This is a genomic window from Fictibacillus nanhaiensis (assembly GCF_019801215.1).
Classification (GTDB): Bacteria; Bacillota; Bacilli; order Bacillales; family Fictibacillaceae; genus Fictibacillus; species Fictibacillus nanhaiensis_C.
In genome coordinates, this window is the sequence record NZ_JAHVJO010000002.1 from 848,302 (window position 1) to 871,574 (window position 23,273).

Annotated in this window: 22 protein-coding genes and 1 rRNA gene; 10 read left to right on the plus strand and 13 right to left on the minus strand. The window is 39.7% G+C overall.

Going from position 1 to position 23,273, the window contains the following annotated elements; genetic code table 11:
• Position 1: 1 nt before the first annotated feature.
• Entirely contained in the window at positions 2 to 892 is an 891-nt protein-coding gene (locus KUV80_RS12830; protein ID WP_246625177.1) for a mechanosensitive ion channel family protein, read from the minus strand.
• A gap of 222 nt (positions 893 to 1,114) precedes the next feature.
• On the opposite strand from KUV80_RS12830, the gene yyaC reads away from it, so the two are divergent.
• On the plus strand, positions 1,115 to 1,747 hold the full coding sequence (yyaC, locus tag KUV80_RS12835) for a spore protease YyaC (protein WP_222463092.1): 633 nt from the start codon (positions 1,115 to 1,117) through the stop codon (positions 1,745 to 1,747).
• A gap of 50 nt (positions 1,748 to 1,797) precedes the next feature.
• Here yyaC and KUV80_RS12840 read toward each other — a convergent pair whose 3' ends face one another.
• The 12 genes from KUV80_RS12840 to rpmH form a co-directional block, all read right to left on the minus strand.
• Positions 1,798 to 2,532, minus strand: coding sequence for a DUF554 domain-containing protein (locus KUV80_RS12840; RefSeq protein WP_222463093.1), 735 nt, complete (start codon positions 2,530 to 2,532; stop codon positions 1,798 to 1,800).
• A 71-nt stretch (positions 2,533 to 2,603) separates the two neighbouring features.
• Positions 2,604 to 3,443, minus strand: a complete 840-nt coding sequence (locus tag KUV80_RS12845; protein WP_222463094.1) for a ParB/RepB/Spo0J family partition protein — start codon at positions 3,441 to 3,443, stop codon at positions 2,604 to 2,606.
• A complete protein-coding gene (locus KUV80_RS12850; protein WP_222463095.1) occupies positions 3,424 to 4,197 on the minus strand; it encodes a ParA family protein in 774 nt (257 codons plus the stop codon). The genes KUV80_RS12845 and KUV80_RS12850 overlap by 20 nt, the downstream gene beginning before the upstream one ends.
• Positions 4,198 to 4,441: 244 nt before the next feature.
• A complete protein-coding gene (gene noc, locus KUV80_RS12855; protein WP_222463096.1) occupies positions 4,442 to 5,305 on the minus strand; it encodes a nucleoid occlusion protein in 864 nt (287 codons plus the stop codon).
• Between the two features lie 127 nt (positions 5,306 to 5,432).
• Positions 5,433 to 6,149, minus strand: a complete 717-nt coding sequence (gene rsmG, locus KUV80_RS12860; RefSeq protein WP_222463097.1) for a 16S rRNA (guanine(527)-N(7))-methyltransferase RsmG — start codon at positions 6,147 to 6,149, stop codon at positions 5,433 to 5,435.
• 16 nt (positions 6,150 to 6,165) lie between these two features.
• Entirely contained in the window at positions 6,166 to 8,052 is a 1,887-nt protein-coding gene (gene mnmG / locus KUV80_RS12865; RefSeq protein WP_222463098.1) for a tRNA uridine-5-carboxymethylaminomethyl(34) synthesis enzyme MnmG, read from the minus strand.
• 19 nt (positions 8,053 to 8,071) lie between these two features.
• Positions 8,072 to 9,448: a tRNA uridine-5-carboxymethylaminomethyl(34) synthesis GTPase MnmE gene (gene mnmE, locus KUV80_RS12870; RefSeq protein WP_222463099.1), complete on the minus strand. Its 1,377-nt coding sequence runs from the start codon at positions 9,446 to 9,448 to the stop codon at positions 8,072 to 8,074.
• Positions 9,449 to 9,635: 187 nt separating this feature from the next.
• The gene (jag, locus tag KUV80_RS12875; RefSeq protein ID WP_222463100.1) at positions 9,636 to 10,268 is read right to left on the minus strand and encodes an RNA-binding cell elongation regulator Jag/EloR; all 633 of its coding nucleotides are present in this window, start codon (positions 10,266 to 10,268) and stop codon (positions 9,636 to 9,638) included.
• On the minus strand, positions 10,265 to 11,035 hold the full coding sequence (spoIIIJ, locus tag KUV80_RS12880; protein ID WP_222463101.1) for a YidC family membrane integrase SpoIIIJ: 771 nt from the start codon (positions 11,033 to 11,035) through the stop codon (positions 10,265 to 10,267). Before spoIIIJ ends, jag begins: the two co-directional genes overlap by 4 nt.
• Before the next feature lie 38 nt (positions 11,036 to 11,073).
• On the minus strand, positions 11,074 to 11,301 hold the full coding sequence (gene yidD / locus KUV80_RS12885) for a membrane protein insertion efficiency factor YidD (protein ID WP_222463102.1): 228 nt from the start codon (positions 11,299 to 11,301) through the stop codon (positions 11,074 to 11,076).
• 3 nt (positions 11,302 to 11,304) lie between these two features.
• Positions 11,305 to 11,652, minus strand: a complete 348-nt coding sequence (gene rnpA / locus KUV80_RS12890; protein WP_222463103.1) for a ribonuclease P protein component — start codon at positions 11,650 to 11,652, stop codon at positions 11,305 to 11,307.
• A 166-nt stretch (positions 11,653 to 11,818) separates the two neighbouring features.
• On the minus strand, positions 11,819 to 11,953 hold the full coding sequence (rpmH, locus tag KUV80_RS12895) for a 50S ribosomal protein L34 (protein WP_007201576.1): 135 nt from the start codon (positions 11,951 to 11,953) through the stop codon (positions 11,819 to 11,821).
• A gap of 615 nt (positions 11,954 to 12,568) precedes the next feature.
• Here rpmH and dnaA point away from each other — a divergent pair.
• The 9 genes from dnaA to KUV80_RS12940 form a co-directional block, all read left to right on the plus strand.
• Complete coding sequence (gene dnaA / locus KUV80_RS12900) at positions 12,569 to 13,924, plus strand: chromosomal replication initiator protein DnaA (protein ID WP_222463104.1); 1,356 nt, start codon at positions 12,569 to 12,571, stop codon at positions 13,922 to 13,924.
• Between the two features lie 172 nt (positions 13,925 to 14,096).
• The gene (gene dnaN, locus KUV80_RS12905) at positions 14,097 to 15,239 is read left to right on the plus strand and encodes a DNA polymerase III subunit beta (RefSeq protein ID WP_222463105.1); all 1,143 of its coding nucleotides are present in this window, start codon (positions 14,097 to 14,099) and stop codon (positions 15,237 to 15,239) included.
• A gap of 100 nt (positions 15,240 to 15,339) precedes the next feature.
• Entirely contained in the window at positions 15,340 to 15,555 is a 216-nt protein-coding gene (yaaA, locus tag KUV80_RS12910; RefSeq protein ID WP_276516652.1) for a S4 domain-containing protein YaaA, read from the plus strand.
• A gap of 11 nt (positions 15,556 to 15,566) precedes the next feature.
• Complete coding sequence (recF, locus tag KUV80_RS12915) at positions 15,567 to 16,688, plus strand: DNA replication/repair protein RecF (protein ID WP_222463106.1); 1,122 nt, start codon at positions 15,567 to 15,569, stop codon at positions 16,686 to 16,688.
• A gap of 10 nt (positions 16,689 to 16,698) precedes the next feature.
• A complete protein-coding gene (gene remB, locus KUV80_RS12920) occupies positions 16,699 to 16,968 on the plus strand; it encodes an extracellular matrix regulator RemB (protein WP_222463107.1) in 270 nt (89 codons plus the stop codon).
• 32 nt (positions 16,969 to 17,000) lie between these two features.
• On the plus strand, positions 17,001 to 18,941 hold the full coding sequence (gyrB, locus tag KUV80_RS12925) for a DNA topoisomerase (ATP-hydrolyzing) subunit B (RefSeq protein WP_222463108.1): 1,941 nt from the start codon (positions 17,001 to 17,003) through the stop codon (positions 18,939 to 18,941).
• Between the two features lie 214 nt (positions 18,942 to 19,155).
• A complete protein-coding gene (gene gyrA / locus KUV80_RS12930) occupies positions 19,156 to 21,696 on the plus strand; it encodes a DNA gyrase subunit A (protein ID WP_222463109.1) in 2,541 nt (846 codons plus the stop codon).
• Positions 21,697 to 21,784: 88 nt separating this feature from the next.
• Entirely contained in the window at positions 21,785 to 22,903 is a 1,119-nt protein-coding gene (locus KUV80_RS12935) for an HD-GYP domain-containing protein (RefSeq protein WP_222463110.1), read from the plus strand.
• 273 nt (positions 22,904 to 23,176) lie between these two features.
• Positions 23,177 to 23,273: ribosomal RNA gene (locus KUV80_RS12940) — 16S ribosomal RNA — on the plus strand; the annotation flags it as partial.

Sequence of the window (23,273 nt, forward strand, 5' to 3'; positions counted from 1 at the left end):
ATTACTGATTATCCATTTCTTTCGGAACATTTCCTTTGTGATAAGTAACCATTTTCGGGTAAGGAATCTCAATACCCGCTTTTTCGAGTTCGAATTTTAATGTTTTTCTCAGTTCTCTGGCTATCTTAAAATGAGTCATCGGAAGCACCTCGGATGTTACACGAATGACCACTTCAGACGCTCCAAGCATTTGAACTCCCAATACTTCAGGTTCTTTAACCATTTCGGGGTAATTCGGTTTTGCATTCTTAACGACTTCCTGAATAATACTTTGTGCTTTATCGATATCTTCTTCGTATGCGATGCTTAAATCGACAACCGCAATACTGTTATGAACAGAAAAGTTCGTTACTTCTGTGATAGACGAATTCGGCAAAATATGCAATTCTCCTGTCCAACTTTTAATTTTCGTTGTCCGAAGTCCGATTTCTTCCACCGTTCCTTCAAAACCAATAATCCTGACATAGTCGCCTACAGAAAACTGATTTTCAAAAATGATAAAAAAGCCTGTAATGATGTCTTTCACGAGGTTTTGTGCGCCAAAGCCGATTGCTAAACCTACAACTCCAGCTCCTGCAAGGATAGCTTTAATATCCACACCAAACTCACTTAAAATCGTTAATATAGCCATGAAATAGATGACATAAGCTGATACATTATTAAGAAGCCTAAATAACGTATTTTCTCTTCTCTCACTAAGTCTTAAAGGAGATTTTAGTCTGACTTTAAAAATGTTAGCGATTGCTGCTTTTATTACGAATTTAAATATGATGACTAAAACAATTATAGTAGCAATTTTTATACCTTTAGCAGCTATCTCCGTCCACCATTCTTTATTCGAAACTATGGTTACGGCCTGTTCTGCTGTGTCAACTACACTTGCTGGTTCCAATGCAGTCTCATCCTCTCTTTGATTATGAAATTATTTAATCAGCTTTTACATAGAAATTCAATATCATTCAATGAAAAGTAATCCTAAAAACTTATTCGGTTACGAGGACGCCCTAAACGGGTATAGTCTCTAAACAAAAGTCTGTGATTATTCTATTCTACCATGTATAGGAAAAGGATTTCTTCCGTATACTAGTAGTACCATTATAAAGGAGAGGATGTCATGTTCCTCAAACGGAAGCTTGGATTAGGGAAACCCGTTCAATATAAATTGCACCATGAAGACAAAGATGCCACACTTCGAATTACAGAACAAATCATACCCATGCTTCCGGAGTCCGTCACCCAACCGGTCGTTATCGTCTGCATTGGGACAGACCGATCAACAGGAGATGCATTAGGTCCGCTCGTTGGAACAAAACTTCACAACAAAGATACTTTTCCGTTCTTTGTTTATGGAACACTCGATGATCCTGTTCATGCTGTAAATCTTGAAGAACGATTAAAAATGATTGAAACGGAACACCCCGGCGCATTTGTGATCGGAATTGATGCCTGTCTTGGACGATTGAATCATGTTGGAATGGTCTCCATAAATGATGGACCGGTCAAACCTGGTGCTGGAGTAAATAAACAGCTTCCACCAGTAGGTGATATGCACATAACTGGGATTGTAAACGTAAGTGGGTTTATGGAATATTTCGTTCTCCAAAACACACGGCTTAGCATCGTTATGAAGATGGCTGACATCATAGCAGACTCTCTTCATATGGCTTGTTTACGCAAGAAGATTCAGCAAAAAAACATGATGCACCAAACAGATACACGACCAACAGATATCTATAAAATCCAATAACAAAACAGCCGCTCCTATCAATCAAAGGATAAAAGCGGCTGTTTTTACTTTTATAACAGTCCTCGGGAAAAGGAAAGAATGTTTTCCCATTTTTCAACGATAAATACAAGAAGTGTTGCAACCAAGAGTCCAGGAAGAAGATTTGCAACTCGAATGGTCGTTACACCCAGTAAATTCAGACCAATCGCTACAATCATGATTCCGCCCGTACCCGTGATTTCAACGATAAGTGCATCCATTAGTTCTTGGGGGATAAACCTGTCAATTTGAGTTGCTAATAAGGCAATCGAACCTTGATACAACACAACAGGAATGGCCGAAAACATGACGCCAATACCAAGGGCAGATGTAAAGAGTATCGCACAGAATCCATCTATTAACGCCTTTGTGTAAAGCACATCATGTTCCTGTCTTAATCCGCTGTCTAACGCACCTACAATCGACATCGCTCCAACCACAAAGACGAGTGTAGCTGTAACAAATCCCGTGGCTACAGATCCTTTTTCTTTTTTGCCCACTTTTGTTTCTAGCCATTTTCCAACCGCATTCAGTTTCCCTTCTAAATCCCACCATTCACCTAATGCTCCGCCAATAGCAAGACTGGCGATAACGATGAGAAACTGCTCGCTTTTGAGCCCCATTCCGATTCCTAAAATAGTTACTGCAAGTGCCATAGCTTGCAGAATTGTATTTTTTATTCTTTCGGGTATTGTCGTCCAAAACAAACCTAGAAAACTTCCGCTGATGATGGCAATACCGTTAACAATTGTTCCTAACAGTGACATGTGTTGTATCTCCTATCCAAGTTAACCGTTTCTTTTGTAAAAAAGAAAACCACCTTGTCGATGGTTTCCTTCTATTTTTCTAATAGGTCTAAAATACGTTCCAGATCGTCTTGAGAAAAGAACTCGATTTCGATCTTTCCTTTACGCTTTGATTTTTTGATCGTAACGGATGTACCAAACCGATCTCGCAGCGTGGATTCTTTTTCTTTAAAGAACACGTTAGTAGTCGTTTTCTTTTTTGTTCCACGTGAAACATTCATGTTTATATCTTGAATGAGCTTTTCAAGCTGTCTTACGTTTAACCCGTCTTCTGTAATCTTTTGCACCACTTGCTGCATCTTTGTTTTTTTCTTAAGTCCTAATAATGCTCTGCCGTGCCCCATAGAGATATGCCCATCTGACAGCAGCTCCAGAACAGGTTTTGGCAGCTGCAGCAAACGGATATGGTTTGCGATATGCGGCCTGCTTTTACCTACACGTGAAGCAAGCTCTTCTTGTGTCACTTGAAGATGCTCCATCAGCTTTTGATAAGCATGTGCCTCTTCAACAGGATTTAAATCCTCTCTTTGAAGGTTCTCTATCAATGCTACTTCCATCATTTTTTGTTCGTTATAATCTTTTACAATGACAGGAACAGTTTGAAGTCCTGCTTGGGAAGCTGCTCTATACCTTCGCTCACCAAGAACGATTTCGTAGCCTTTAATGCTTTTTCGAACAACGATCGGTTGCAAGATTCCATGTTCCTCTATGGATTCTTTTAATTCATCGATGGCTTTCTGGTCAAAAACTTTTCTGGGCTGATACGGATTTGGTCTAAGCTCTTTGATACCGACTTCCTTGACTTGTTCTTCTTCACCAGCTTCTGATGGCGGAAAAAATGCATGAAGCCCTTTACCTAACCCTTTCACCAACGCCAATCACTTCCTTTGCAAAATCTAGATAAACATCTGCACCCCGGGATTTTGGATCATATATAATAATCGGTTTTCCATGACTCGGCGCTTCAGAGAGTCTAACATTTCTTGGTATAATTGTTTCATACACTTTATCTTGAAAATATTTCTTCACTTCTTCGATAACTTGAATACCTAAATTCGTACGTGCATCCAGCATCGTAAGCAGAACACCGTCAATCATAAGGTCAGTATTCAAATGTTTCTGCACGAGTCGCACTGTGTTTAACAGCTGGCTCAGGCCTTCCAGAGCGTAATATTCACATTGTACTGGGATAATAACCGAATCTGAAGCAGTCAATGAGTTAATCGTAAGCAATCCGAGTGAAGGGGGACAATCGATGATAATATAATCATAAACTGGACCTACTTTTTCTAATGCCCTTTTTAACCGCACTTCACGTGATATCGTTGGCACAAGTTCAATTTCTGCTCCAGCGAGTTGTATCGTTGAAGGGAGTATATGTAATCCTTCACAGATGGTTTCTACAATCACATCACTTACTTCTGCATCCTCAACAAGGACATTATAGATACATTGATCAATGTCACCTTTGTCGACACCTACGCCACTAGTCGCATTTCCTTGGGGATCTATGTCTACTAACAAAACCTTTTTACCGAAATATGCTAAGCATGCACCAAGGTTTACTGACGTAGTCGTTTTTCCGACTCCGCCTTTCTGATTGGCTACTGCAATGATCTTCGCCACGTTGTCACCTACCTCACTTTATGAACAATCAATTATTTATTATTCTATCATGAAGGATTTAAAATAACTTCTTGAAATAATGAAAAAAGGAGTTTTTTTATTCTATGAATTTTTTAAAGCTTTCTTTGTATGTTCTTTTCCTGAAAATCAAATCATTAAAATCGTTTTAAAAACGTCTTCAAATGAATGTTTTCTATTAAAATAAAAAACACCACCCTCTTTTAGGAAAGGATGGCATTTCACTTTATTTTTTAGGAATACGAATGGTGAACTGATAAAACTCTTCATGCTCTTCCTCTTGTGTGTCAATCGATAGCCCGCTCTGTACTACCATGTCTACCGATTGTCTGACTGTATTTATCGCCAGTCGCATATCTTTGCTATATGATTTGCGGCGCGCCTGAGGTTTTTTTTCTTGAGTTTCGGACTCAATCATTTTTTTAACCCGGTCTTCGGTCTGCTTTACGTTCAATTGCTTTTCTAGAATCTCATCTAAAACAAGCTCCATTTTTTCTGGTAGCTTTAAAACGATTAACGCACGCGCGTGCCGTTCTGTAATTTTCTTTTGCAGAAGAGCATCTTGAATCGATTGAGGAAGCTTTAATAATCGTAATTTGTTCGCAATCGTCGATTGGCCTTTCCCTAACTTTTGTGCCAATCCTTCTTGAGTGAGACCATGCAGTTCTAACAGCTTAGCATACGCCATCGCTTCTTCAATAGCGGTTAATTCTTCTCGTTGAAGGTTCTCAATAAGTGCTACGGATGCAGTCTGTGAATCATCCATTTCCTTTACGATAGCCGGGATCTTCTCCCAACCTAGTTTTTGGACTGCTCTCCACCGTCGCTCTCCGGCAATCAGTTCGTATTGATTTTCACCGTAAGAACGAACGACGATAGGTTGAATAATTCCATGAGCTTCAATGGTCTGAGACAATTCTTCAATTCGTTCATCTATAAAAACCGTTCGAGGCTGAAACCGGTTTGGAATAATTTGTTGAACCGGGATTTGAAGTACTTCTTCGTTGTCGTTTTTTTCAGCTGGTTCTGGATCTAAGGTTTGCTGGCTCTTTTCGCCGATGCCGAATAAACGTGAAAAAGGATGCTTCATGCGAATACACCACCTTTTGTAATCTACCTGTTAACTAATTCTTCTCATTAGTCCTAAAATCCTGCAAGGCTGTAAAAATCTTTCTTCTATGTAGCAACTGTGTTTCACGTGAAACACAGTCTGATTTTTATACGATTGGTGACTTATTTGGTGTTCCTGGTTTACGAGGAAATTTTTTAGGTGTCTCTTTGACTTTTTCAATAATAACGATGTTTCGTTCACTTTCTTCGATTGGCAGGACAAAGGAATGTACATCCTGAATCTTTCCACCTAAAAGCTTGACCGCTTTCTCTCCGTCTCTAACTTCTTCCGGAAGGTTGGCTCCTTTCATTCCTAAAAAGTGCCCTCCTTTTTTCACAAGAGGCAAGCAGAGTTCAGACAATACAGAAAGCCTGGCAACTGCTCTTGCCATCACAAGATCAAACTGCTGGCGAAATTCAGTTCGGTGTGCGAAGGTTTCGGCACGATCATGATGCAAAGAAACATTTTTTAGACCTAGTTCATTTACAACGTGCTGTAAAAAACCAATGCGCTTGTTTAGTGAATCTACAACTGTGAGCTGAATCTCTGGAAAGCAAATTTTCAGTGGGATCGCAGGGAAACCAGCCCCAGCACCAACGTCACAAACCGTTATGTTCTGATTAAAATCAAAATAGAAACCAGCGGTAACAGAATCATAAAAATGCTTTAAATATACTTCTTCTTTTTCTGTTATTGCCGTTAAGTTCATTTTTTCATTCCACTCAACGAGCAGCTCATAATACGTCTCGAATTGTGATAATTGCTTTTCTGATAACTGAATTCCCTTTTCTATAAGGGATGATTGAAACAATTCTATATTCATTGTAATCTCTTCCCCCTTAACGGGCAATCTTCGCAAGTTTGCCTTGTTCGAGGTAGATCAGCAAGATAGAAATATCCGCTGGGTTAACCCCTGATACTCTCGATGCCTGTCCGACAGAAAGCGGACGAACTTCGTGTAATTTTTGTTTCGCTTCTGTTGCTAATCCGTTAATCGCCATGTAATCAAGATCGACTGGCAATTTCTTGTTTTCCATCTTACGCATTTTCTCAACTTGAGCAAGCTGTTTATCAATATACCCTGCATATTTCACTTGGATTTCAACTTGTTCTGACACCGTCTCACTTAGTGCGGTTTCTGCTGGGGCAATCCTGTGAATAACGGAATAGGTTATTTCTGGTCTTCTAAGAAGAGATGCAGCCGACATTGGTTCTTTCAACGGTGTAGATTGAGCTTCTTCAAGGATTTGCTGGACCTCATCCGTAGGTTTGATCGGAACATGTTCAAGACGCTCAATTTCCTTTGCAACCTGAGCTTTTTTCTCTTCAAAGCGTTCAAAACGGTCTTGAGCTATAAGTCCGATCTCATGCCCTTTTTTAGTTAGACGAAAATCAGCGTTATCATGTCTTAACAATAAGCGATATTCTGCTCGCGATGTTAAGAGACGGTATGGTTCGTTTGTTCCTTTTGTTATAAGGTCATCAATGAGTACTCCAATATACGCTTCGGACCGGTCAAGGATTAGAGGTTCTTTTTCCTGTACTTTTAGTGCAGCGTTAATCCCCGCCATAAGGCCTTGTCCTGCCGCTTCTTCATAGCCGCTCGTGCCGTTAAGCTGCCCTGCGGTAAATAAGCCGCTTACGAGTTTTGTTTCAAGGGACGGCCAAAGCTGCGTTGGAACAATCGCATCGTATTCAATCGCATATCCGGCTCGCATAAGCTCGGCTTTTTCAAGACCAGGTATTGTGGCAAGAATCTTCTTCTGAACATCTTCAGGCAAGCTTGTGGATAGACCTTGTACATATACTTCTTCTGTATTTTTGCCTTCTGGCTCTAAGAAAATCTGATGTCTCGGCTTATCATTAAAACGGACAATTTTATCTTCAATAGACGGACAATATCTTGGGCCTGTCCCTTCTATCATGCCTGAATACATCGGTGAGCGATGAAGGTTTCCGTTGATGAGCTGATGTGTTTCATCACCTGTGTATGTTAACCAGCAAGGAAGCTGATCGGTAATGTATTCAGTTGTTTCAAATGAAAAAGCTCTTGGAACGTCATCCCCTGGCTGTATTTCTGTTTTCGAGTAATCAATCGTTTTACTATTTACTCGAGGTGGAGTGCCTGTTTTAAAACGAACCATTTCAAAACCAAGTTCTTGAAGATGATACGACAAGTTAATTGAAGGTGCCATGTTGTTCGGACCGCTCTCATAAGCGAGTTCGCCAATAATGATCTTCCCTCTTAAATACGTACCTGTCGTTAATACGACTGCTTTTGCAGCATATTCAGCACCCGTTTTTGTAATTACACCCTTGCATTCGCCGTTTTCCATAATCAGCCGTTCTACCATTCCTTGGCGTAATGTAAGGTTTTCAGTGTTTTCCATCGTTTTTTTCATTTCATGCTGATACAGATATTTATCTGCCTGAGCTCGCAGTGCTCGGACTGCTGGGCCTTTACCTGTATTCAGCATCCGCATCTGAATATGCGTTTTATCAATGTTTCGCGCCATTTCTCCGCCAAGGGCATCTACTTCACGTACTACAATCCCTTTTGCCGGTCCACCAACTGATGGATTACATGGCATGTAGGCAACGGTGTCTAAATTTAGTGTTAAACAAAGCGTTTTCGCACCCATTCGAGCTGACGCCAACGCGGCTTCAACCCCAGCATGACCAGCACCAACGACGATAACATCAAATGTATCTGCTTTATACCCCATGTGTATGACCTCCTTACTTTTATTTTCCAAGACAGAATTGAGAGAACAATTGATCGATTAAGCTTTCTGAAACGGTATCGCCAATAATCTCACCAAGTATCTCCCACGCTCGCGTTATATCAATCTGAACCATATCAATCGGCAGGTCTGCCTCAATTCCGCTTAATGCTTCATCAATGTGATGGATCGTCTGCTGCAGCAATGCTATATGTCTGGAGTTCGACACGTATGTTAAGTCTTGCGCTTCGATACCGCCTGCGAAAAAGAGAGTTGCAATTGACTGCTCAAGTTCATCTATTCCCTCTTCTTTTATTAAAGATGTAGAAATAACGGGTGAACCTTCTGAAAGTATTTTTACCTTTTCAATATCTAATTTTGTTTCTAAATCGGTTTTATTAATAATAATAATTTTATCAAGTCCAGCTGCTGCACGGAACAAGTTCTCATCTTCCTGAGATAAAGGTTCATTGTTGTTAAGGACGAGCAAGATTAAATCCGCTTCTTTTAATACTTTGCGTGACTTTTCTACCCCAATTTTCTCAACAATGTCTTCGGTTTCCCGGATACCCGCTGTATCAACAAGGCGCAAAGGCACTCCTCTTACATTGACGTATTCTTCAATAACATCTCTTGTCGTTCCAGCGATTTCAGTAACGATTGCCTTGTTTTCATGAACTAAAGCATTCATTAAGGAAGATTTACCCACGTTCGGTCTGCCGATAATAGCAGTCGATAATCCCTCACGAAGTATTTTCCCTTGACTAGCAGTTTGTAAAATAGATTCCACCTCTTTTTTTACAGTTAAGAGGTTGTTATTTAATAAGGAATGTGTCATTTCTTCCGCATCATATTCCGGATAATCAATATTTACTTCTACGTGTGCAATCGTTTCAAGAAGTGTTTGTCTAAGCCGGCTCACTAAAGATGAAAGTCGTCCTTCCATCTGGTTAAGCGCAACGTTCATGGCACGGTCTGTTTTTGCACGAATAAGGTCCATGACTGCTTCCGCTTGAGATAAATCAATTCGTCCGTTCAAGAAAGCTCTTTTTGTAAATTCGCCCGGTTCTGCTAAACGTGCACCTTGATTCAGTATTAGCTGAAGGACACGGTTTACTGATACTAATCCACCATGGCAATTGATCTCTACAACATCTTCACGTGTGAAGGTACGCGGAGCTCGCATAACACTTACCATCACTTCTTCAACTGGTTTATTGGTTTTCGGATCGATCAGTTTCCCATAATGAATGGTATGAGAATCGACCTCTTCAAGAGCTTTAGCCCCTTTATATACACGATCGGCTATCCCTACTGCTTCAGGACCGCTTAATCGGACGATCGCGATCGCACCTTCTCCCATAGGTGTAGAAATTGCTGTTATCGTATCATATTCCATCGTTGTTTCACCTCACTCTTTCCTTCAATACCCTCTATATCATCTATCATTTAGTATGGCCTTAATTGGTTACTGTGATAATGGTTAGTAAAAAAAAGGACATAAATATCCACAATAAAAAATAGTGTATCCTATTATGCTCCGACAGTAAACAAAAAGCCCCAGAGGAATATCCTCTGAAGCTTTGTTATCGTTTGCTGGAAGACGTCGGACGAATCACCACTTTACGAAATGGTTCTACCCCTTCAGACGTTGTCTCAACATCTCGATTTTCTTTTAGTGTTAAGTGAATAACTTTACGTTCATTGGCAGGCATCGGTTCTAGAGCAAAACTCTTTTTCGTGATGAACACTTTTTGAGCGGAGTGCTCAGCAAGTCTTTCAAGCGATTCCTGCCTTCTGGTACGATAATTTTCAGCATCAAGTACGATTCTCACGTGCTTATTTGCAGGATCTGAGTTTGCAACCATATTTGTTAAAAGTTGAAGCGCATTAAGTGTTTGTCCGCGTTTCCCAATTAAAATCGCAATTTTGTCACCGGATAAATCCAGTACAAGGTGATCATTTTCCTTTCGCTGAGTCATGGTAACGGGTACCCCCATCTTGGATGTTACATCTTGGAGGTATTCGATTGCGGTTTTTACAGGATCAGCTTTCACTGTTACTTCAACAACTGCCGGTTTCCCGCCGAGACCAAAAAAGCCCTTTTTGGAATCTTCAAGAATGTTTACTTCTACTTGTTCTTTTGAAGTCTGAAGTTGTTCTAGGGCTGCTGCTACTGCTTCTTCAACCGTTTTCCCTGTTACCTGTACCTTTTTCACTTTTTAGCTCCCCCATCAACTTGATTTTCATTCTTTTTCATTGGGGTGGTTATAAAATATGTTTGTACAATCATGAAAATGTTACCGATCACCCAATATAAGGATAATGCAGCTGGGAAATTAATCGCAAATACGACGATCATGACTGGCATGATGTATAAGAGCATTTTCATTTGCGGATTTGGGTTATCCATTCCGCCCATCATAATTTTTTGCTGCAAGAAAGTAGTAAGACCTGCAACTAACGGTAAAATAAAGTAAGGATCTGGATCTCCTAGATCGAACCAAAGGAAATTGTGATTTGCGATCTCACCTGTACGCATAATTGCGTGGTAGAAACCTAAAAGAATCGGCATTTGAATAAGTAAAGGAAGACATCCCGCTAAAGGATTTACACCATTCTTTTGAAACAAAGCCATCGTTTCCTGCTGCAATTTTTGCTGGGTGTTCGCATCTTTAGATTTATACTTTTCACGTAATTTTTGAATTTCTGGCTGAATAGCCTGCATCGCTTTAGAACTGCGTGTTTGTTGAATCATCAACGGTAATAATGCTGTTCGAATGATTAACGTTACTATTATAATGGCAAGTCCATAATTTTCACCAGTCAGATCAGCGAAATAAATAACCAGCCATGATAATGGATAAACAAAATATGTGTCCCAAATTCCCGTGCTGTCTTCTGTGATAGGATCCATCGTCCCACAACCTGATAGGACAGCCATGAGTGCGAAAAGGGCAATCAGTAAACCTATTTTCTTACGCACACTCTTATCCTCCTTAAAATCGTAAATCTTCGTCTCAATTATTTATTGTCTCTTTTTTCAGGCACGAGGTCAACGCCTCCAGGATGAAAAGGATGGCATTTCAGAATTCTAACCAAAGTTAGCCACGTTCCTTTTATTACTCCAAAGCGGCTGAAAGCTTCTACACCGTAATGCGAACAAGTCGGATAAAAGCGGCAAGAAGGCGGTGTTAAAGGAGAAATCCACCGTTGATAGAAACGAATGATTCCTATAAAAAAGGATCTCATTACTTACACCCTCTTTTTTAAAACATTAGCCCTGTTTAATACGTGAAGTAAACTTTTTTCCATTTCGTGATAATCCATATTTGCCGTAGGTATTCTTGCGATAACGACGTAGTCCCTGCCCGTCTGTAACTGTTCACTGTATTTGTGAAAGATTTCTTTTACAGAGCGTTTAATCCGATTCCTCGTTACTGCTTTTCCTACCTTTTTGCTAACAGATAACCCAATACGAAAAACCTGCTGGTCTTCTTTTTTTAAACTGTATATTACAAATTGGCGATTCGCCGTTGATTTTCCTCTTTTGAAGACTTCTTGAAATTCCTCATTTTTTTTGATGCGCTGCTCTTTCTTCATTTCCTTTAACACTCCATCAATTTAAGCAATCTCATTCCAACATCTTGCTAGATCTTTCACAGTATCGGTCAATATTCTTCATTGTAAAACATCTTTGTTTGAACTTTTCCCTGGAATGAGCGGATATGTCTTTAAAAGTAAAAAAAAGACCACTGATGTCAGTGGCCTATGCGGATAATACTTTTCTTCCCTTTTGACGACGGCGAGCTAGAACTTTACGTCCGTTCTTAGTAGCCATGCGTGCACGGAAACCATGTACCTTCTTACGCTTACGGTTGTTCGGTTGAAATGTAGGTTTCATGTATATTACACCTCCCTGAGGATATCTCTTATAAAAGACAGTCTAATAAAGTATAAAGACTCGGCGCTTCATTTGTCAAGGTTGATTTCACTTTTTATAAAATCTAACTGATCTGAGCAAACTTTTTCATCTCATTCTACATATGTCGAAGATTGTTATCTTTTTTCATTTTTTCTTCCTGTGGACAGCTTTTTCGACATATTTTTCATTATCCACACCATTTATCGACATGTTTTACACAAAATCTAGTGTTGTGGACAACTTTTCTACACAAGGTATGGGCGTTGTGGATAAGTGACAATAACCCGTTGCCAAGCTTGCTTTTTTTTGATATGCTTGTTGTGTTTTAACTCGTTAATAATATATTCGGTCTCTAAAGTTATGCACATGTTGTGGATAAACTTGTGGACAGGTTTTAAAATCGGTTGAAAAGGTTGTCCACAGCACACACTGGACTGTTCATAATCCTATTATCTACTATATTAATTATCATTTCACTTATCATGTGGACTTTTATTTTTATTCATAGGTATTCACTGCATGTACAAACCTTTAACAACAAGGGAAACGACTGCTGAAATAGGATGACTTTAAAGGATAAGGGGGGTAAATTGGTTGGAAAACATAAACGACCTATGGTCCAAAGCACTTGCTGCTATAGAAACAAAAGTCAGTAAGCCCAGCTTTGAAACCTGGTTAAAATCAACAACAGCTCATGCATTACAAAATGATACGCTTGTGGTCACAGCGCCGAACGAATTTGCGCGTGATTGGCTGGAATCAAGGTATGCAGGCATTATTTCTGAAACATTGCTGGACGTTACGGGTGCGGCACTTGATGTGAAGTTCATCATTCCGCAAAATCAGACAGAATTAGACTTAGATCTCGAACTATCCCTGAAGAAAGCCCCAAAAGCATCTAATGAACCCCATGAAGAAGTTTCTCAAAGTATGTTAAATCCAAAATATACGTTTGATCGGTTTGTTATCGGATCCGGAAATCGTTTTGCTCATGCAGCATCACTTGCTGTTGCAGAGGCACCGGCAAAAGCATACAATCCGTTGTTCATATATGGGGGCGTAGGGTTAGGAAAAACACATTTAATGCATGCGATCGGTCATTATGTACTCGAACATAACCCTGGCGCAAAAGTTGTTTATCTATCATCAGAGAAATTTACTAATGAATTTATCAACTCTATTCGTGATAACAAAACGGTTGAGTTTCGCAATAAATTCCGAAGTGTGGACGTGCTTCTTATAGATGATATTCAATTTCTAGCAGGAAAAGAACAGACTCAAGAAGAATTTTTCCATACATTTAATGCGCTTCATGAGGAAAGCAAACAGATTGTGATCTCAAGTGACCGGCCTCCAAAGGAGATTCCTACACTAGAGGACAGACTTCGTTCAAGATTTGAATGGGGATTGATCACTGATATCACGCCACCAGACTTGGAAACAAGGATTGCCATTTTACGAAAAAAGGCAAAAGCAGAAGGTCTTGATATTCCAAATGAAGTAATGCTTTATATCGCAAATCAGATTGATACGAATATCCGCGAACTTGAAGGTGCACTTATACGCGTTGTTGCTTACTCCTCTTTAATTAATCAAGATATGAATGCGGATTTAGCTGCTGAAGCGCTTCGTGATATTATTCCATCGGCTAAACCAAGAACACTTACGATACACCATATTCAAGAAGTGGTCGGTAAACATTACAATATTAAGCTTGAAGATTTTACTGCCAAGAAGAGAACAAAGTCCGTTGCATTCCCAAGACAGATCGCGATGTATCTATCTCGTGAGTTAACCGACAATTCGCTTCCAAAAATCGGCGAGGAGTTTGGAGGACGTGATCATACCACGGTTCTTCATGCTCATGAAAAAATTTCAACGTTGCTTATCACAGATCATGTGCTGCAAAGAAAAGTACAGGAAATACATGATCAGCTTAAATCGATCTAGATAATAACCTTGAATACTGTGAATAACTGCTACTACTTTATACACAGTCTGTCCACATGTGGATAGGCTGTTCTATCTTTGTTTAAATGGGTTATCCACAAATTCACAGCGCCTAGTACTATTACTACTATTTTTTAAAAGATTTTAATTAATATCTAGGGGGCAAAAAACAATGAAAGTTAAGATTCAATTAAACCAATTGATCGAAGCCGTTCAAGATGTCATGAAAGCTGTATCATCTCGAACGACGATTCCGATTCTAACCGGAATAAAAATGGAAGTAACCTATGACGGTGTGCATTTAACCGGAAGTGATTCAGATATTTCCATCGAAAGACTGATCCCAATTGAAGAAGGAGATCTTGTACATATTGAAGTAAAACAAGAAGGCAGTGTTGTTTTACCAGCTCGTTATTTTTCCGAAATCGTTAAAAAGTTACCGAATGAAACCGTGGAGATCGAAGTTGGAGAAAGATTCGAAACGACTCTTCGTTCTGGAGCATCTGAATTCAGCTTATTAGGACTGGATCCTGAAGAATACCCTCGTTTACCACAGATTGAAGAAGATCTTGTATTTGAGATTCAAAGCGATCTTCTTAGAACGATGATTCGCCAAACTGTCTTTGCGGTGTCCGCCTCAGAAACACGTCCTATCTTAACAGGCGTAAACTGGACATTAATGGATGGTGTATTAAACTGTATTGCAACAGATAGTCATCGATTAGCGCAACGTAAAATGCCGATCGATTCGCAAAGTGAGGAGCTTTCGTTTCAAAACGTGGTCATTCCAGGTAAAAGCTTGAATGAACTTTCTAAAATTCTTGATGAAAATGCTGAAAAAGTACAGATTGTTGTAACGAACAACCAGATTCTTTTTAAAGCGAAGAACATTCTATTGTTTTCACGATTGTTAGACGGGAATTACCCTGATACTTCTAAGTTGATACCTGCCGAAAGTAAAACCACTTTTGTAGTTAAGACGAAAGAGTTTTTACAAGCGATTGACCGTGCATCACTTTTAGCGAGAGAAGGACGGAACAATGTTGTAAAGCTTGCAACGCTAGACAATCAAACCATTGAACTTTCATCGAACTCACCTGAGATCGGTAAAGTGTTTGAACATATGATCGCAGAGGAAATTGAAGGAGAAGAGCTAAAGATTTCTTTTAATGCGAAATATGTGATGGAAGCATTAAAGGTAATGGACAGCTCAGAGATCAGCATTTTATTCACAGGAGCTATGCGGCCGTTTCTTATTCAACCCGTTGAAGATGACAGCATCCGCCAGCTGATTTTGCCTGTTAGGACTTATTAAAATATAAAGCTGCCGGATGACCGGTGGCTTTCTTTTCTTTTTAAGAGATCCTTTTTTTGGAGAAACTAAACAATACGAGATTACTATAGGAGGCAAACTGATGGAAAATGTGAAGATTACGACAGAATTTATTACGCTGCAGCAACTGTTGAAAACAACCGATGTCATACAATCCGGTGGCATGGTAAAATGGTATTTAGCAGAACATGAAGTTCTTGTGAACGGAGAACATGAAACACGCCGAGGGAAAAAACTATATGCGGGTGATGTCGTGTCCATTCCAGATATAGGGGAGTTTCAGGTAACAACGGAATAGGGGGAATCCCTTTGCATATTGAACAGCTTCATCTGAGGAATTACCGCAACTACCATTCAGAGTCTCTAAGTTTTGAAAATAAGGTAAATGTTTTTCTAGGCGAAAACGCTCAAGGAAAAACAAATGTTATGGAATCGATCTATGTTTTAGCCATGGCAAGATCTTATCGGACAGCAAAAGATAAAGAGTTGATAACTTGGGACGAAGAATATGCTAAAATAGAGGGTAGCATCAAAAAAAGAAATAGTTCTTTCGATTTGAGCCTCGTCATCTCACAAAAAGGAAAAAAAGCGAAAATCAGCCGCATTGAACAAAGACGTTTAACGGATTATGTCGGGCATTTCAATGTGGTCATGTTTGCACCTGAGGATCTTAATTTAGTAAAAGGCAGTCCACAGGTGCGTCGTCGTTTTATTGATATGGAAATCGGTCAAGTAAATCCAGTTTATTTAAATGACTTATCTGTCTATCAAAAAATACTGTCTCAACGCAATTCTTTATTAAGAAATATGTTTCGCGATAAAAGTACTGAAAACATGACGATGCTTGAAATCTTAACAGAACAGCTCATAGATAAAGCAGCAAGGATCACAATGAAACGCATGAAATATATGGACAAGCTTCAAAGTTGGGCAGAACCGATACATCATGGAATATCTAGGGGACTGGAACACTTAAAAATTCATTATAAACCCGCAATAGAGGTATGTGATGATCAGGACTTGTCGAAAATGATAGAAGCGTTTCATTTAAAATTTGGTAAAATAAAAGAAAAAGAGATTGAACGCGGAACATCTTTATTTGGTCCCCATCGTGATGATTTGTTATTTTCCGTTAATGGAAAAGATGTTCAAACATTCGGATCGCAAGGCCAGCAAAGAACGACTGCTCTTTCGCTAAAATTGGCAGAAATCGATTTAATTCATTCTGAAGTAGGAGAATATCCTGTCCTTTTATTGGATGATGTTCTTTCAGAATTAGATGATTTCAGGCAATCACATCTGCTTAATACCATCCAAGGGAAAGTACAAACCTTTGTTACAACGACTAGTGTTGAAGGTATTCACCATGAAACACTGGATAAAGCCGCAACATATCAAGTTCAATCAGGCTCAATAGAACGTTTGAAGTGAGGTGAGGGATTTGCTTTTGCATTTAGGTGATGAGGAAGTGATTCACTCTAAAGATGTACTAGCAATATTGGATATTAATGCATTAAAGACTTCTGAATTAGCTAAGGAGTTTCTTAAAAAGCATGAGAAGAATCAAACATTGACCGATTTAAGCGGGAATGCAGCAAAATCCGTTATTATTACTGACAAGACGATCTACTTATCCCCCCTATCCGCTTCTACGTTAAAAAAGAGAGCCACTGATCGCCTCGAACTTGAAAATGGCTGGAATATAAAATAAAGGTTTTATAAATAAAGCGTTTCTAAACCGGAATGAAGGTGAACGAATTGACGACTGAACAACAGTTAGAACAACAATATGATGAGAGTAATATCCAGGTACTTGAGGGTCTTGAAGCCGTCCGTAAACGTCCTGGGATGTATATTGGTGCGACAAATGTAAGAGGATTGCACCATCTTGTATGGGAAATCGTGGATAATTCCATTGATGAAGCTTTAGCAGGGTATTGTGACACAATCCGTATTACGATTGAAGAAGACAACAGCATCACAGTTGAAGATAACGGACGAGGTATTCCTGTAGGGATGCATGAAAAAATGGGAAGACCTGCCCTCGAAGTTATCATGACTGTGCTCCACGCCGGAGGAAAATTTGGTGGAGGCGGATATAAAGTTTCTGGAGGTCTGCACGGTGTAGGTGCATCAGTAGTTAATGCTCTTTCCACCAGCCTTGAAGTTACGGTATCACGTGATGGCAAACTTCATTACCAAAAGTATGAGCGTGGGGTACCAACTGCTGATCTAAAAGTGATTGGAGAAACAGACAAAACGGGTACGCGTACGCACTTTAAGCCAGATCCTGAAATTTTTACAGAATCATTAGAATATGACTTTCCAACCCTTTCTAATCGTATTCGAGAATTGGCGTATCTAAATCGCGGTTTGCGCATTATTGCAGAAGATAAGCGCGGTGAAGAACCAGTTGAGAAGGAATACCATTATGAAGGCGGTATTAAATCATATGTTGAACATATTAACCGCACACGTGAAGTGCTACATGAAGAACCCATTTTCGTTGAAGGTGAAAAAGATGGAATTTCAGTAGAAATCGCGTTCCAATACAACGATAGCTACGCGAGCAATATCTATTCGTTTGCCAACAACATCAACACTCATGAAGGTGGAACTCACGAATCCGGTTTTAAAACAGCTCTTACTCGTGTTATTAACGATTATGGACGTAAGAATAACTTGTTCAAGGATAATGACACTAACCTGACAGGTGAGGATGTACGTGAAGGATTAACAGCGATCATTTCGATCAAGCATCCTGATCCTCAGTTTGAGGGACAGACGAAAACAAAGCTTGGAAACTCTGAAGCAAGACAGATTACAGAATCCATCTTCGCTGAAACGTTCTCTTCATTCATGATGGAGAATCCTGTCGTTGCAAAGTCAATCCTTGAAAAAGGAATGATGGCATTGCGCGCACGTGTCGCTGCTAAAAAAGCACGTGAGCTCACACGCCGCAAGAGTGCTTTGGAGGTTTCTTCTTTACCAGGAAAACTTGCCGATTGTTCTTCAAAGGACGCAAGCATCTCTGAAATTTATGTGGTTGAGGGTGACTCTGCCGGTGGATCTGCAAAACAAGGCCGTGATCGTCACTTCCAAGCGATATTACCGCTTAGAGGTAAAATCATAAACGTTGAGAAGGCAAGACTGGAAAAGATTCTATCAAATAACGAAGTTCGTGCCATCATTACCGCACTAGGCACTGGTATAGGCGATGAATTCGATATTACAAAAGCACGTTACCATAAAATCATTATTATGACCGATGCCGACGTTGATGGAGCGCATATTCGTACCCTGCTTCTCACTTTCTTTTACCGGTATATGCGTCCGATCATTGAGCATGGTTACATCTATATCGCACAGCCGCCACTTTATAAAGTACAGCAAGGAAAGCGTATAGAATATGCTTATAACGACAAAGAACTTGAAAAATTATTAGCAGAGCTTCCTCAAATTCCGAAGCCGCAGCTGCAGCGTTATAAGGGTCTTGGAGAGATGAACCCTACGCAGTTATGGGAGACAACGATGGATCCTGAAACACGTACATTGCTTCAGGTAGAAATGAAGGATGCAATGGCAGCAGATGAAACGTTTGAGATTTTAATGGGTGATAAAGTAGAACCACGCCGTGATTTCATTCAAGAGAATGCGCAGTATGTGAAGAATTTAGATATCTAAATAGAAAAACGGAATCGGCTCGTTTAAAAGCGACAAGTGCAAAAGTTTTCGAGTGTGAACACGACTTTTGTGTTGAACGAGGAAACAGTTGCAACCTCGAGCTTTTAGCCGATGAAGTTGGACAAAAGAAAAACGGAATCGGCTCGTTTACTGATTTTGTTTAAATGGCTTTTAAAAAGCCTGTGTTTTTCAAGAGGTTATGGAGGTAAAACGAATGTCTGAAATGGAACGTTCCCGGATTAAAGAAATAAACATTAGTACGGAAATGCGCGCATCATTCATGGATTACGCGATGAGTGTTATTGTCAGCCGTGCACTGCCAGATGTACGTGACGGATTAAAACCGGTTCACCGACGTATTCTTTATGCGATGAACGACTTAGGGATGACGGCAGATAAAGCCTATAAAAAGTCTGCCCGTATCGTTGGTGAAGTAATCGGTAAATATCATCCGCATGGTGATTCAGCGGTTTACGACACGATGGTTCGTATGGCACAGGATTTTAACTTCCGACATATGCTCATAGATGGACATGGGAACTTCGGTTCAGTCGACGGCGATGCTGCGGCAGCAATGCGTTACACAGAAGCCCGTATGTCTAAAATTGCCATGGAAATGGTTCGAGATATCAACAAAGATACGATTGGTTATAAAGACAACTATGATGGATCTGAAAGAGAACCAGTTGTCCTTCCTGCACGTTTTCCAAACTTACTTGTCAATGGTGCAGCAGGTATCGCAGTTGGTATGGCAACTAATATTCCGCCGCATCACCTCGGTGAAGTGATCGATGGAGTTTTAGCTGTCAGTGAAAACCCAGACATTACCATCCCTGAATTAATGGAGATTATTCCAGGGCCTGATTTTCCAACAGCCGGAGAAATTTTAGGGCGTGAAGGAATTCGGAAAGCCTACACAAATGGCAGAGGCTCGATCATTATCCGTGCCAAAGCCGAGATTGAGGAAATGCCGAGTGGTAAAGCGGCCATTATCGTTACAGAGCTTCCTTATCAAGTAAACAAAGCGAGACTGATTGAAAAGATCGCTGAGCTTGTCAGAGATAAAAAGATCGAAGGCATTACCGATCTTCGTGATGAGTCAGACCGTAACGGTATGCGTATCGTAATGGAAGTCCGCCGCGATGCAAATGCTAATGTCATTTTAAATAACCTTTATAAGCAAACAGCACTTCAAACAAGTTTCGGTATTAACATGCTGGCACTCGTTGATGGTCAGCCAAAAGTACTGAACATAAAAGAATGCTTGTATCATTATTTGAAGCATCAGCAAGTTATCATTCGCCGTCGAACAGAATTTGATCTAAAGAAAGCGGAAGCGCGAGCACATATCTTAGAAGGTCTGCGTATAGCACTTGATCATTTAGATCAAGTAATCAGCTTGATCCGAGCATCACGCACTACTGATGTTGCTCGTGAAGGCTTGATGGAAAACTTTAAGTTAAGTCACGATCAGGCACAAGCGATTCTTGATATGCGTTTACAGCGGTTAACCGGACTTGAACGAGACAAGATTGAGAACGAATATAATGATCTTGTGGCTATTATTACGGAATTAAAAGCAATCTTAGCAGATGAAGAGAAGATTCTTGAAATCATCCGTACTGAGCTCATTGAAATCAAAGAAAAATACGATAATCCTAGACGTACGATTATTTCTGTAGGCTTTAACAGCATAGAAGATGAAGATTTAATTCCTCGTACGAATATCGTTATTACATTAACAAACAAAGGTTATATTAAGCGCCTTCCAATATCTACTTATCGTTCACAAAGACGTGGCGGAAAAGGGATACAAGGGATGGGTACGAGCGGTGACGACTTTGTAGAGCAACTATTTACTACGAACAGTCATAATTACATTTTGTTCTTCACAAATAAAGGAAAAGCATACCGACTAAAAGGCTACGAAATTCCTGAGTACGGAAGAACAGCAAAAGGAATTCCGATCATCAACTTATTACAGATTGAACAAGGTGAGACAATCTCAGCTGTGATTCCTGTTGAAGATATGGAGAATGATGAAATCTTCCTTAATTTCATGACGAGACAAGGAATTACAAAACGTTCTCCATTATCTGCATACAGCAATATTCGTAAAGGCGGACTTTTCGCAATCAATCTACGTGATGAAGATGAGTTGATGGGTGTCCGTTTAACAGACGGAACGAAGGATATTATCGTTGGAACGAAACAAGGTATGTCCATCCGATATCAAGAAACCGACGTTAGATCCATGGGTAGAACAGCTACTGGTGTAAAAGCTATTAACCTTAGTGAAGACGATGCAGTCGTGGGAATGGAAGTATTGGATGAAACCCAGGACATTCTGATTGTTACGACAAAAGGGTATGGAAAGCGTACACCGATGAGCGAATATCGTTTACAGTCTCGTGGTGGTAAAGGAATCAAAACGGTTAACATCACGGAAAAGAACGGACCGGTTGTAACATTGAAAACCGTTACGGATGAAGAAGATCTAATGATTATTACTGCAAAAGGTATCATAATCCGTATGAACATTTCTGGTATTTCCACGATGGGCCGTAACACGCAAGGTGTAAAATTAATGACTATGAATGACAGCAACCATGTTGCTACAGTAGCCGTTGTTGAACGCGAAGAAGAAACGGATGAAGTATTATTAGACGAAAATGGTGAACCGATACCGAATGAAAATGAAGTACCGGTTTCTGAACCAGAGAAACAAGAAGAAACAGAAGAAAATAACGAATAATATCTTAAAAGAGGAAAATGAGTATACATTTTCCTCTTTTTTATATGTACAATGAAATTAAGAATTTTCGGATAAAAGGAGCATGTGTATGAAAGTTAAAACGAGTCAGGCTAAGGTTGGTCAAATGGTGACTCAGGACATATTTTCGATGACCAATCAGCCAATCGTTAATAAAAACACGGTATTAAATACAGAGCATCTCCGAGTACTTACTCGTTTTAATATAGATGAGATAGATATTATTAACGAGTCAGGCCATAAGATTCACTCTATGATTAAGAAGGATGAAAGTGTTGTGAACCAAGCACCTTCTATTGATGAGGAAAAGACACCATCTTTACATAGAAAAAAAGAAGAAAATCGTTCATTTCCTAGTATGTATCTACAAACGGTAAGAAAGTATAAGCAGTTGTTTACGAATTGGCAGTCTGGAAGTTCAGTGGATATGTTAGAGGTAAGACAAACCGTTCTCCATGTACTTGAAGAAGGAACAAATTTCCCTAGAGAGATGTTATTATTGCACCACTACGCCACAAGTTCAGATTATATTTACCATCACGCAGTATCCGTAGGAATCTTAAGTACTTTTCTAGCAAAAAAACTAAATTATTCGAGCGGAGACTGTATTCAATTAGGATTAGCAGGTGTGTTATCAGATTGTGGAATGGCAAAAGTTCAACCTACACTATTGAAAAAAAGCGGCGCTTTATCACCCGCGGAATTTGATGAGATCAAACAACATACAATCCATGGCTATAATATGCTAAAAAAGATACCATCTATTAAGGAAGGAGTTCTGCTTGGAGTGCTGCAGCATCATGAGCGTGAAGATGGATCAGGGTATCCACTAAAAGTTCAAGGAAGTAAACTCCATCCTTTTAGTAAAATACTTGCAGTAGCTGATGTTTACTTAGCGATGACAGCTGAACGGCCATACAGGAGCAAACAATCTCCCTTTAAAGTATTAGAAATGATGATGAAAGATCAATTTGGGAAATTTGATCATCAAGTCATTCGTGCTTTATTATCAGGTCTATCTGTCTTTTCCGTAGGAAGCCGTGTTAAGTTAACCAACCATGAAATTGGTGAAATCGTCTTTATAGAGAACGACTATCCTACTCGCCCAATGATTAAATTAGAATCGAATAAGGAAATCATTGCCTTAAAAACAAGAAATGATTTGTTTATAGAAGAGCTTTTATCTTAGGATAGAAGCTTTTTTCATTTTAGTATTGAAACGAACGGCTATCCATGATAGACTAATCAAGCTGTCTTAACAGCAGCATGCAGCACGAAAAGTTAATAACAAGAACTTTTAAAAAAGTTACAGAAAGTTATTGACTCTAACGGTTTAGCGTGGTATATTATTAAAGTCGCTGAAACACGTGACGCAAACAAGTTCTTTGAAAACTGAACAAAAGAAATAGGTAAGGAATTAAATTAATTCCGTCAGTATTAAAACAAGAGCAAGTCAAACACTTTTATGGAGAGTTTGATCCTGGCTCAGGATGAACGCTGGCGGCGTGCCTAATACATGCAAGTCGAGCGAATGATGAGGAGCTTGCTCCTCTGATTTA